Genomic DNA, 11,894 nt, shown 5'->3' on the forward strand with positions numbered 1-11,894 from the left:
GGCGGTCAACCGCCGAACAGCAGGTACAGACCGAGGAAGGTGTAGGCAACCATCGTCAGCAGCAGCGCCAACTGCCCGGTGCGCTGGTGACGTGGCGGAAGAAGTCGCAACGACGCATCGTGCGCGGCTATGACTGCGGCGATGTGACCGCCGAGGACAAACCCGACCTTGAGCGTGGCCGCCACCGTCGGATGTTGTGAGAGTACATAACCGGGGTGGGCGTCCTGCAGCCACAGCACATTCCACCCTCGGCCGAGCGGATCACCGAGAGCCAGGAACGTCTCCTGCCCCTTCTCCACCAGGTATTGCAGATAGTGGGCCAGCACGTACCCGATCACGATGGGGATCAGCGTGTGTGCCAGTTGGCCCGGAAGTGCTTGTCGCTGCGCCGGACTCACGCCACCGGTCGCCCGGGTGGCGAGCGTGAAGGTTCCGAACACCACCGCGATGAAAACGACAAGGGCAAGGGTGTGCGCCGCCGACGAACCCACCTCGCCGCCGCCGATCGACTCCACGTAGTCCTTCCACTGAGGGAAGTCGGAGAAGCTGTCGAAAGCGGTGGAGCCGAGCAGCACCGACAGCAGTACCACCGTGCCGGGCAGAATCGGAAGCGTTGTCAGGTGGTTCATCGGGTTCCCGACGACGATGCGCCCGGTGGCCCGGTCCCGACCGAACACCGAAAGACGGGAAGCGACAACGCTGTAGACGTCGAACGGGTCGGATCTGGTGAGCCAGCGGTCCCCCCAGACAGCAGCGCCTACGACCATGATCACCACGTAGCAGAGCAGCCAGATCCGGATGGCCGGGACCGAATCCGGCTCAGGTGAGGCGAGTTCGAGCCAGACGAAAGCAAACAAACCGATGGCTGCGGGCCAGTAACCCCACGTCGTGGGGTAGACGCGCGTGCGGTTGGATCGCGATCGGCCGACAACTCGGCTACCGAGTCGATAGACGGTGCGGACCGGGGAGATGACCCGCCACACCGGGCCGATCAGCACGGACAGAACAACGAGCCCCACCCAGAGAAGAACGTAAAAGCTTCCTGCGAAAGGGTTGTCGTCCGAATCCGGACCGAAGACCCCGGCCATCATCACCCACACCGCGAACACCAGAGCCATCACCGACGCCACGGTGCGCGTCACCCGAGAATCGACGAAGCGTTCAACCCACTGCGGTGCCGGCCGCCCTGGTTTGTCCGGACCGAACCTCGGTGTACGCCATGCGAAAACAACCACTGCGAACGAGAACGTCAGAGCCCATGCCCCGCCGATGAGCACAGACGTGTACGGGATGGGCAGGTCCTCGGATCCGCCCAGGCCATGCGCAACGATCATCCGCGTGTGTCTCCGGCGTTTCCGTCGCCGCGAACGTATCCGTCCCCGTCCTGCTCGATGGTGTTGTGCTCGACGGTGTCGTGCTCGATGTCGCCATCGAGACCGGGCCCATCATCGTCGCCGCGCCGTCGATCCCTGACGGCGATGACAACGATGACGATCACCAGGATGAGCGCCGGGAAGAACGCAGGCGCGGCCAACAGCAGCGAGTGGCCGGCCAGATACTGGACGTTGTTGTCGCCCATCAGGTCTGCGGTTGCACTGTCGGTCGCGTGTCCGTCCGGGCCCCGGTTTCCTGCTGCTTGTTGTTGATCCGGCCCGCGCCCCACGCCAGCGCTGCGATCAAGATCAACGAGCACGCCAACACCACCAGGCCGGCGACCGTGAACAGCCAGCTCGGGTAGTCGAAGCTGCGCTCTCGCTGCAAGATCTTGATCTCGGGCATGAACTCACGTGTCATCGTCGATTCCGCAGCCACCTCAGGGGCCCCGATGCCCGGGTCGGCGGGCAAGAAGATCGGCACGGCGGTCATCGTCGTGCCATCCTGCACGCGCAGAAGCGTTTTCCACGTCCCCGACACCGGCACCGGCTCCGTGGAGCGGTAGATACCGGCACCGACGCGTTCGAGCGGATCGATGAACAGACCACGGTCGTTCTCGATGCCGCCTTGCCACGAGAGGATCGACACCCATTCGGGGTCGTCACTGACCAGCCCCGGCGGGTCGATTGTCACCTCGGCCGTCACCATGCGACCGTCCGTGCTCGGCACATCGGTGAGTGTGATTGTGGCGCGGGCATTCTCCGGCACCTCGGTGCGCAACCCGTTGGCAACGGCCCCTCCGACGATCAGGACCGTGAGCACCACTGCCACAGCGCTCAGGCGAGGACGCGGCAGCGGCTCACCTCGCAAGATGACGGCCAGCAGAGCGCCGCACACACCGGTGGCGATGCTGACCGGGATCGCCATCGCCAGGGCTTCTGCCCACATCCCGGTCGGCCACGGGTAGTGGTACACCGCATCGATCCACCACGACTCGATCCACAAACCGATGGTGGCGACACCGAGGCCGGAGACAGCTCCGAACAACACCGGCCGTCGTATCAACGGGGTCAGGGCCAGCAATTCGACCACCACGGCCGGGCCGAGATACAGCGCGAAGAAGCTGATCGGCGCTCCGAGTGCCGGACCGACGACCAGCGCGACGATCCCCCTGATGGCGATTGCGAATAGCGCTGCGGCGATTGCGGATCCGGGCCCCAGGGTCATACGTACCGCGACCAGGGCAAAAGCTGCCGCACCGGCGATCATCATGGGTTGCAGGACAAGCCGGAACTGCTCGACACCGAAGTCGTATTCGATCTGGAAGACCGACAGGCCGATGACTAGTCCGCCGAACGCCATACACCGGGTGAGCCAGTTGCCCCATCCGTCGGCCGGCGCGTTCTCGCCCATCGCGGCGCGGCCCTCACGGTCGAGCAGCACCACCGCAATCAGCGACAACCCCGCGCCGCCGATCAACATCAGGTGGGTGGGGCCCCACAGGGTGACGTCCTGGCCGAACATGCGGTGCCAGATGTCGTCGAGGGGGAAACCGACCAGGGCGTAGAAGCCGCAGCCGGCCATCAGTACCCCGCCGACCGGTGCGTACCAGGTGCGCGTGATGCGAATGGCCGCCGGACCTGGCTTGTCGTACGGCAAGAAGACGGCCAACATCCCCGCGATGAAGAGCAGGAACAGACCGACCAGGATGAAGTAGTGAGCCGGGTTTGCCAGCGGACCCTCGTCGCGACCCTTGCCGATATGCAGACTGACGTCCCAGATGAACCCGAACAGGGCGCAGATGATGGTGCTGGTGAACAGGAATATGGGTAGCGCAGCCCATGGCGGGCGGTTCAGGCGGCGACCGGCCCACTCGGCTACCGATGCAAGCCAGGTGATCTTCCGGGTTCGGTGGAGGTAGCCAACCCAGAGCAGCATCACCGAGACCACCCCGGCAGCCGCGCTCACGATGAAGACCTGATCCAGTGCCGCTCCGCCACCTTCGGACGCCGCCAGCACGTGCTCACCTTGTGTCAACATCGACTCCCCGCCACCTCACACCACACTGGGCCGAATCCACTCAGCTGAAGATTCTCAGTAAAAATACAGTAAACGCACGTGCACCCACAAGGGGGCAAGATGACCAGTGCCTGGGAAAATGCGGAGGCTGTTAGGATTCAGTTCAGTGCACAGCCGTACACTGAACGCCGAAGTGGGCCACAGGCTCCGCCATCTGTAACCACGCGTTCACCTGACTTTGTACGTTACAACGCCGGGTGTCAAGATCCATTGGGTCTCGAAGTCAGAACTCGAAGACATCCGGGCCGATCGGCGAACGGTCCGAGACAACCTCAGAGAGCCGAGACGAGCCTGGCCACGATGGATTCAGCCGTACCGGAGGTGGCGTTGCGAAAGTCCGTACCGGCCCAGAGATTGGTGGCGTGCGGATCACCCGCAGCGACCGCAGCCTTCCGCAGAGGCCCGGTCAGATGGTGAATCTGCGGGTACGCGAACGGCGCGGAAGCGTCGTGTTCTTGCATGAACCGGTTGTGAAGACCCCTCGCGTAGCGTCCCGAGAACGCTCGCGTGACTCCCGTCGTCGTGAACTCGGGATCCACCAGGGCGGCGCGGTGCACGGCATTGGTCCCCGCCTCGCCGGCGAGCAGGAACGCCGTACCCACCTGGACCGCCCGTGCGCCGAGGGCGAGTACCCGGCGCACTTCCTCCGGCGTCGTGATGCCTCCGGTCGCGACCACGTCGACTCCCCGCCCGACCACGTCGGCGAGGAGCTCGTCGAGGCTGCCCGGCGCGGGTTCGGCGGTGGGGTCAAAGGTCCCGCGATGCCCACCGGCGCCTGGGCCCTGGGCCACCAGCGCGTCGACTCCACGGCCGAGTGCGATGTCCGCCTCGGTCGCCGTAGTCACGGTGCCGAGCGTGAAGATGCCTGCATCGGTCAGTCGCCGGATCTCGTCGGCCGTGGCGCACCCGAACGTGAAGGACACTGCGTCAGGCTTGAGGTCGAGCAACACCTCGAACTTCTCCGTCCAGGCGTCGTCGTCGTATCGCGGCTCACCGAGCGAAGCACCGAACATGTCTGCCAATGGCGCGAGTTCTGCTGCGTAAGCCTCGATCTGCGCCGGGTCACCGGCATTTGGTTGCGGGACAAAGAGATTGACCCCCAACGGGCCCGACGTCAGAGACCTCGCCTTCTCGATGTCCGCTGCCAGCTTCTCGCCGTTCAAGAGGGCTCCGGCCAGAAAGCCCACACCGCCGGCATTTGTCACCGCAGCCGCAAGCGCCGGCGTGCTGGGCCCACCGGCCATCGGAGCGCCGATCACGGGGGCGTCCAGGTCACGAAGGTCGAAGGTGGGCACGTGATACCTCCCGGGAATCTGAGCCTGCGGTCACCGGCTCGGGTGTGCGGCAGTCGGGCTGCTGCATTCGGTCTCGACGCGACGGTAGCCTCTTCGCCATGGCCGACGACATCGACATGGCGACTCCGATCGAGATCTCGACCGACGGAGCATGCCTCGGTAATCCCGGGCCGGGCGGGTGGGGCGCGGTGCTGCGGTACAAGAACCACGAGAAACAGTTGTCGGGCGCCGATCCTGCGACCACGAACAACAAGATGGAATTGACCGGGGCCATCAAGGGGCTCGAGGCGCTCAAGAAGCCATCGAAGGTCATCCTCTATACCGACAGCACCTACGTGCGCAACGGGATCATGAAGTGGGCGACCGGCTGGCAGAACAACGGCTGGCTCACCAAGGACAAGAAGCCGGTCAAGAACAGCGAGCTCTGGCGTGAACTGATCGCCCAGTGCGCTCGCCATGATGTGGAGTGGCGGTGGGTCAAGGGTCACGCCGGCGACCACTACAACGAGATCGCCGACCAACTCGCCACCACCGCTGCTAGGGCACTGCGCGACGGCGGGCCGACGGGCCAGGTGGCCGGATGACCGCCCCCATCCCGGTGGCTCTGCTGCCCCACTCCGATCCCCACCTCGCCGAAGCCATCGCGTCCGCCGGTGGCACACTCGCCGACCTCGCCGAGGCGCGGGCCCTCGTGTGGATCGGCAACGTCGACGGCTTCCCTGATCCACTGCCCGACACCATCGAATGGGTGCAGCTACGGCTGGCAGGCATCGAGTCGTTCCTGCGCGCGGGGTTGCTCGACGATCGGCGGATCTGGACCAATGCGTCGGGGTTCTACGCCGAGAACGTCGCAGAGCACGCCCTCGCGCTCTTGCTGGCCGGCCTTCGCCAGATCAACGTCGCGGTCCTGCGGCACTGGGATGAGAAGGCCATCGACCCGGCTGTGCGGTCGCTACACGGTTCCACGGTCGGGATCATCGGTGCCGGTGGCATCGCCCGGTCACTGATCCCCCGGTTGAACGCCTGCGGAGCCCAGGTGATCGCGGTCAACAGATCTGGCCGGCCCGTCGAGGGCGCGTCGGCGACGTTGCCGGCGAGCAAGATCGACGAAGTCTGGGGCCTGGTCGACCACGTGGTCCTCGCGGCTCCTGCAACCGACGAGACCCGGCATCTCATCAACGCCCGCACCCTTGCTGCGCTCCCCCGGCATGCCTGGTTGATCAATGTGGCGCGCGGTCCACTCGTCGACGAAGTCGCACTCCGGGACGCCTTGATGGCCGGGGAGATCGCAGGCGCCGCGCTCGACGTGACCGATCCGGAGCCGCCTGCCGCCGACGACCCGCTGTGGGATCTGCCGAATGTGATCATCACCCCGCACGTGGCCAATCCGTCCGCGGGTCTGACCCGCACGATGGCGCCGTGGCTGGCCGAGAACCTACGACGTTTCGCGGCAGGCGACGACATGCTCGCGGTGGTCCGGCCCGGTGCCGACTACTAGTTGTAGCGCTGGACTGGCACGGCTCCGGCGACCGGCGGAGAGAGTTTGCGGCACGGTGATGGAATCTCCCGCGCCGTAATGGTTGCGCTGTCTCATCGGTATGGCGAGGCTGAAACAGTCGGCATCTCCCGGTGTCGAGGCTGAGCCACAGCCGGATCCGCCCTACAACAGAATCGAGAAGTATGAGCGACAACGTGTATCGGGTCACCGAGATCGTCGGTTCCTCGACGACCAGCTCTGATGACGCGATCAAGACCGCGCTGTCCCGCGCCGCTGAAACCCTGAAGAACATCGACTGGTTCCAGGTGGTCGAAACCCGTGGCCATGTGGAGAACGGCGAGATCGCCCATTTCCAGGTGACGGTGAAGGTCGGTTTCAAGCTGGCCGACTGACCTGCGCGGACAGGTCGGCGGCGCGGCGTCCGGGTACCGTTTTTCCCAGGGCCAGTTTTCACGGGACCAGCGGACCGAAACGCCCGCCGCCGGCAACGGCGCGTTCGACCGGCCTACTCCACCGACCGGAAGCGCTCATGACACACAGACTCGCCGCGTTGGTACTCGCGGGCGCCGTGCTCGTCTCCGGATGTGGCGCCTCGGACAACGCCGACGGACCCGGCTCGTCGGCCGATTCCACTGAGTCTTCCGAGTCCACCGGGTCGTCGGCCGATTCGAGTCAGCCATCGGCGACCATCGCTCCTGCGGATAAACCCGCCGATGTCGTCACCGGGCTCGACGCGCCATGGTCCATCGTCTTCGTCGACGATGCACCGCTCATCAGCGAACGCGACTCCGGCAACATCCTCGAAGTCGTCGGCGACCGTACCCGGGTGGTGGGCGCGGTGGTCGATGTCGCACCCGCAGGCGAGGGCGGGTTGCTCGGTCTCGCCGTGCGGGAGGAGTTCCTGTACGTCTACTTCACCAGCGACGACGGCGACAACCGCGTCGTGAGATATCGGCTGACCGGATCAACCGGGAATCTCGGACTCGGCCCCGTCGAATCCGTTCTTGCCGGCATCCCGGGCGGACGAACCCACAACGGCGGCCGTATCGCATTCGGTCCGGACGGAATGCTCTACATCTCCACCGGCGACGCGCAGGACCGGCCGAAAGCGCAAGATCCCAGCAGTCTCTCCGGCAAGATCCTGCGGGTCACCCCGGATGGAGACGTGCCCGCTGACAATCCGACAGCCGGCAGCCCGATGTGGTCGCTCGGACATCGCAATGTCCAGGGCATCGCCTGGGCAGCCGACGGCACGATGTTCTCGTCCGAGTACGGCCAGGACACCTGGGACGAGCTCAACGTCATCAGAAAGGGCGGCAACTACGGTTGGCCCCGCGTGGAGGGCAAGAGCGAACAGTTCGACAGCATGTACATCGATCCTGTTCAGCAGTGGAATCCCGACGACGCCAGCCCGAGCGGGATGACCATCGCCGAGAACACCATCTACATCGCCAACCTGCGCGGTGAGCGCATTCGCGCCGTTCCGGTAGCCGCCCCCGAGACCGGGCGCGACCTCTTCGTCGGCGAGTTCGGACGGGTGCGAGATGTCACCGTTGCGCGCGACGGGTCGCTCTGGTTGCTCACCAACAACACCGACGGTCGCGGCGATGCGCGAGACGGCGACGACCGAATCAAGCGGGTGACAGCACAGTCTGGCTGAGACTGGGCGATTCCCCGTTCAAAATATGTAGGGCCGCAACAGTTTTCCGCAATGTTTGACTGACAGCACTCACGGCTATTCGTCCAGGGTTGGCTTTTCACACGAGACGACACGGGTCCGACGCGATCCGGGAGTGGTCTCGAACGGCACCCACCGGCGCCCAGTCGTGCAGGGAAGGGAGACCCATGGGCAGTTGGCAAGCTCGCGACGATCGCGGCGACAACAGTTTTGCGAGATGCGGTTCGGTCTCCACGGGCCTGGCTCCGCTCTGCGAGGGGGTCCTGGATGCAGCCGGTGTCGATGGTGCCGCACTGACTCTGTTGACCAACTCGAACCGGGTGCGCGACCTGGTCTACGCCACGGATTCGCTGGCTCAACAACTGGACGACCTGCAGTTCACGCTCGGAGAGGGCCCCTGCCTGGAGGCCTACGAAAATCACGACACCCGGCTGCTCGCAGACCTGGACAGTCACACAGTCGACAGGTGGCCGACGTTTGTCGGGGAGGCCATCGGACTCGGCGCACGGGCACTGTTCGCCTTTCCGGTCGCTGCCGGCGGCACGCCTCTGGCCGTCCTCGAGCTGTACCGGCGGACCGCCGGCGAACTGAGTCCCCAGTAGTACGCGGCCGCGACGGCCGCAGCATCCACAGCGGGGTACACGGTCACCCGCAACTGGCACGAGTACCTCGCCACCCAGGGCGACTACGACGACCGTGTTGCCACGGCGGCGGCCGACATGAGTCACACACAAGACCACACCACGGACAGGTTCTCCCGGTCCGATGTCTATCTCGCATCCGGGATGGTCGCCGCCCAACTGGCCGTGTCCGCCGACGAGGCGCTCGACAGGTTGCGCGCATTCTCGTTCCGCCACAACCGTCCACTCAACGACGTCGCGGACGATGTGGTCGCCCGTCGAATGAACCTGCGCACCCTCGACCTGGAAGACCACTGAGCACGCGGATGATCCGGACGCCGCGACGTCATACCGGGGGCGACAACCGCCCAGGTGATGCGCTCAGGAGTTGAGTTCGATCAGCCCGACCACCCCGAGCACTCCGCCCAGCACCCCCGACATAGACAGCAACATCGTCAGGTCGCTGCCCGTGATGGAGATGCGCGGTGTCTCGCGGGGCACGTCGTGGCGGGTCGGGCGCGCGGCAGAGGGCCGCGGGGGTCGGTGGCCCCCGTCGGTGGGGTCCCAGAGCACCCCGGTCATCTCGCGACGAACCGTCCGCCGCGCATCAGGACGGACCAGCACTGGCCTGACCTGCGATTGGCGACTCGGCCGCTCAAGAAAAGTCACGGTGTACATTCTGCCGCTTATCGCAAACTCGCGTCGCCTATCACGGAATGTTCATCTGTTTGACTCACGGGCCTCACCAGTGATGAGGGTGCCCGCCGCGACAGCCTCACCGCCGGCCGTCACACCCCGATGATCGACAACACATTCCCTGAGGGGTCCCGGAACCATGCGATGTCCGGTCCCTGGTCGTTTCGAGATCCACGAAAGATCCCCCGCTCGTCTTGGTCGAAGTCGTCGTAGCGGTTGAACTCGACCCCTCGTTCGGTCAGCGCGGTCACCGCCGCGTCGATGTCGGGGACCTCGAAGTTGAGAATGGTGAACACTGCCGGTTCGTGGTCGGGCTTGGGATACACCAGCACGTTGGTGCTGGCGGTCAGGTGCAGGTTGAGCAACCCCATCGGACCGTCCTCGACCTCGATGCCGAGTGTGTCGGCGTAGAAACTCCGAGCCTCCTCGATGTCCTTGACCGCGAACCCACTGAACGCGTTGTTGATGTCGAGCATGTCGATCCTCCTCGCGGCGGTCACCGCCGATGGTCATCGCCTTGCCAATACCGACCACCGGTCTGCCCTCAACTCATCGGTCGACCCCGGTGTTCTTCGGCGGCAGATCGTGCTCAAGGGCGGGTGGCGCCAAGGTCACCGCATCTCCTCCGCGTTTCTTCGACTGGTACATCGCGGCGTCAGCCGACGGAGCAAGTGCACTCAAAAGAGCGATTGTCGGTCGAAGGCGTCCGGACTTGGTCATGCAGTGCGCCGCCACGGCAACCCCGACGCTCACCGTGATCGGGTAGGCGTCATGCGGATTGCGCAGTACGAGCCGGAGCCGTTCGGCGAGGTCGACCAGCTGCCCGACCGAGCCCGTGACGGCGACCGCGAATTCCTCGCCACCAACCCTGGCCACCAGCGCTGCCGGACCTGCCGTCGCGGAAAGTCTGGAGGCCGCGAGTGCGAGGACGGTGTCGCCCGCGTGATGCCCGTGCTGATCGTTCACCGTCTTGAACTCGTCGATGTCCAGCATCAGCACGGCCAGCAAGGTCCGGGGACCTTCGAAGCGCAGCTGGGGGAAATCCACTTCCAGGCCGCGTCGGTTGCGGAGCTGCGTGAGGTGATCGCGAAACGCATCGCTGGCGTCGTGGCCGAGGTTCAACAGGCCGGACTGCATCATGATCGGCGCCGACAACAGCACCGACAGCAGGACAGCGAGCAGAGCGGATGCGATGAACAGATCTTGCCCGGGAGTGACCAGCACCTTGAGGTACAACGCGACCGTGGTCGACGTGCCGAACACCAGGTGCGCGGCCAGCCATCGTGGGCTGTGGAATGCGCTGATGTGGGCGGCTGTCACCGCGAACAACACGCAGCCGATCATCGCGATGAACGGGTCGGCGAACGTGAACAGCACCACCGCAACACCCAGGTCGGAGTAGACCAGGAACAGTTGCGCACCTCGCCTGGACGGCCACGGGCCTCGAAGCCAAGCCAGGCCGACGACCATACTGCTCACCGCAGCAACCGCGACCGCACCTTGCGCGGCGATGGTCTCGCGTGGACCGGCCGGCGACCCCAGCGACAGCAGCGCGGCCACCCCGTAGAAGAACGACCACATCCCGACGGCTTGGCGGTTGACGACCAGGGATCCGCGCGAGCGGTGGTAGTTCAGCGTCCACTGATAATCGAACGGCTGCCGCCACCACCTCCGGATGAAGTGCATGCGGCGTCTCCCAAGCAGTTAGTGGGCGGTACGAATCAATAGGTGAACAGGCTGCGAAAATGTCACTCTGTCAATTCGGCATCGAGGCGCCGCGAGATTGCTCGGTGAGATGCAGACCACATCGAAATGGACGGCGCCGGCGCTGGCGTCCAGCATGTGGGAATCAATGGAATGGCCGCTCGGACGGGCGTAGTTGTAGGAACCATGACTGATCTCGCAAGCAAGGCAACCACTCTGCTCGAACTCCACCAGCCAGGAAACCCGGTGATCCTCCCGACGGTGTGGGATGCGTGGTCGGCGAATCTCGCCGTGTCCGCCGGTTTCACGGCCCTGACCGTGGGCAGTCACCCGGTATCGGATTCGATCGGCAAGGCCGACAACGAGGGCATCACCTTCGACGAGTTGATCACCCGCATCAAGCAGATCACCGAGGCTGTCGACGTACCGATCTCGGTCGACATCGAGTCCGGCTACGGCGAAGACCCCAAGCGCCTGATCGATGGCCTGCTCAGCGTCGGCGCCGTCGGTCTGAACATCGAGGACACCGTGCACAGCGAAGGTGGCCGTCTGCGTGAGGCACAGGAGCACGCCGACTTCGTCGGAGCACTGCGCGCGGCATCGGACGCCACCGACACCCACGTGGTGATCAACGCCCGCACCGACCTCTTCGTCAAACAGGTCGGCGATGAAAACGACCGCGTCGACCGCGCCATCGACCGTCTGAAACTGGCGGCCGCCGCCGGCGCCGACGTGCTCTACCCCGTCGGCTTCCACTCCGACGACGTCCACAAGCGCCTCACCGCTGAGCTACCCCTCCCCGTCAATGCGATCGGTCACCCCGCCAACGACGACAAGGCCGCCCTGGCTGCGCTCGGTGTCGCCCGGGTCAGCTTCGGTCCGATCCTGCAGATGGTTTTGGCCGAACGCGCAGGCGAGGTACTCGCACGCTGGAAGTGATCAGCGGCCCG

General features: G+C 65.3%; 14 protein-coding genes. 7 read left to right on the plus strand and 7 right to left on the minus strand.

The window, feature by feature from the left end; translation table 11 throughout:
- Positions 1–5: 5 nt before the first annotated feature.
- The 4 genes from KXR83_RS00205 to KXR83_RS00220 form a co-directional block, all read right to left on the minus strand.
- On the minus strand, positions 6–1,334 hold the full coding sequence (locus tag KXR83_RS00205; protein ID WP_437423052.1) for a hypothetical protein: 1,329 nt from the start codon (positions 1,332–1,334) through the stop codon (positions 6–8).
- Complete coding sequence (locus KXR83_RS00210; protein ID WP_437423053.1) at positions 1,331–1,579, minus strand: hypothetical protein; 249 nt, start codon at positions 1,577–1,579, stop codon at positions 1,331–1,333. The genes KXR83_RS00205 and KXR83_RS00210 overlap by 4 nt, the downstream gene beginning before the upstream one ends.
- Positions 1,579–3,414: a hypothetical protein gene (locus KXR83_RS00215; RefSeq protein ID WP_437423054.1), complete on the minus strand. Its 1,836-nt coding sequence runs from the start codon at positions 3,412–3,414 to the stop codon at positions 1,579–1,581. The genes KXR83_RS00210 and KXR83_RS00215 overlap by 1 nt, the downstream gene beginning before the upstream one ends.
- 311 nt (positions 3,415–3,725) lie before the next feature.
- Positions 3,726–4,748, minus strand: coding sequence for a nitronate monooxygenase (locus KXR83_RS00220; protein WP_437423055.1), 1,023 nt, complete (start codon positions 4,746–4,748; stop codon positions 3,726–3,728).
- A gap of 98 nt (positions 4,749–4,846) precedes the next feature.
- Here KXR83_RS00220 and rnhA point away from each other — a divergent pair, with 98 nt between their 5' ends.
- The 6 genes from rnhA (at position 4,847) to KXR83_RS00250 (ending at position 8,862) form a co-directional block, all read left to right on the plus strand.
- Entirely contained in the window at positions 4,847–5,332 is a 486-nt protein-coding gene (rnhA, locus tag KXR83_RS00225; RefSeq protein WP_062796499.1) for a ribonuclease HI, read from the plus strand.
- Positions 5,329–6,246, plus strand: coding sequence for a D-isomer specific 2-hydroxyacid dehydrogenase family protein (locus KXR83_RS00230; protein ID WP_437423056.1), 918 nt, complete (start codon positions 5,329–5,331; stop codon positions 6,244–6,246). Before rnhA ends, KXR83_RS00230 begins: the two co-directional genes overlap by 4 nt.
- 182 nt (positions 6,247–6,428) lie before the next feature.
- The gene (locus tag KXR83_RS00235) at positions 6,429–6,638 is read left to right on the plus strand and encodes a dodecin (RefSeq protein WP_099382577.1); all 210 of its coding nucleotides are present in this window, start codon (positions 6,429–6,431) and stop codon (positions 6,636–6,638) included.
- A 137-nt stretch (positions 6,639–6,775) separates the two neighbouring features.
- Entirely contained in the window at positions 6,776–7,906 is a 1,131-nt protein-coding gene (locus KXR83_RS00240) for a PQQ-dependent sugar dehydrogenase (protein ID WP_437423057.1), read from the plus strand.
- Between the two features lie 185 nt (positions 7,907–8,091).
- Positions 8,092–8,526: a GAF domain-containing protein gene (locus tag KXR83_RS00245; RefSeq protein ID WP_437423058.1), complete on the plus strand. Its 435-nt coding sequence runs from the start codon at positions 8,092–8,094 to the stop codon at positions 8,524–8,526.
- Between the two features lie 117 nt (positions 8,527–8,643).
- The gene (locus KXR83_RS00250; RefSeq protein ID WP_437423059.1) at positions 8,644–8,862 is read left to right on the plus strand and encodes an ANTAR domain-containing protein; all 219 of its coding nucleotides are present in this window, start codon (positions 8,644–8,646) and stop codon (positions 8,860–8,862) included.
- A gap of 63 nt (positions 8,863–8,925) precedes the next feature.
- On the opposite strand, the gene KXR83_RS00255 is transcribed toward KXR83_RS00250, so the two are convergent.
- The 3 genes from KXR83_RS00255 to KXR83_RS00265 all read right to left on the minus strand — a co-directional run bounded on the left by KXR83_RS00255 (position 8,926) and on the right by KXR83_RS00265 (position 10,926).
- Complete coding sequence (locus KXR83_RS00255) at positions 8,926–9,213, minus strand: hypothetical protein (RefSeq protein WP_437423060.1); 288 nt, start codon at positions 9,211–9,213, stop codon at positions 8,926–8,928.
- Positions 9,214–9,332: 119 nt separating this feature from the next.
- Positions 9,333–9,716, minus strand: a complete 384-nt coding sequence (locus KXR83_RS00260) for a VOC family protein (RefSeq protein WP_437423061.1) — start codon at positions 9,714–9,716, stop codon at positions 9,333–9,335.
- Between the two features lie 73 nt (positions 9,717–9,789).
- Entirely contained in the window at positions 9,790–10,926 is a 1,137-nt protein-coding gene (locus KXR83_RS00265) for a GGDEF domain-containing protein (RefSeq protein WP_437423062.1), read from the minus strand.
- Positions 10,927–11,130: 204 nt separating this feature from the next.
- Between KXR83_RS00265 and KXR83_RS00270 the strand changes: the two genes are divergently transcribed.
- Positions 11,131–11,883 carry an isocitrate lyase/PEP mutase family protein gene (locus KXR83_RS00270; protein WP_030165905.1) on the plus strand — a complete coding sequence of 251 codons (753 nt, stop codon included), beginning with the start codon at positions 11,131–11,133 and terminating at the stop codon, positions 11,881–11,883.
- Positions 11,884–11,894 lie beyond the last annotated feature (11 nt).

The organism is Williamsia muralis, assembly GCF_051487485.1.
Taxonomy (GTDB): Bacteria; Actinomycetota; Actinomycetes; order Mycobacteriales; family Mycobacteriaceae; genus Williamsia; species Williamsia muralis_B.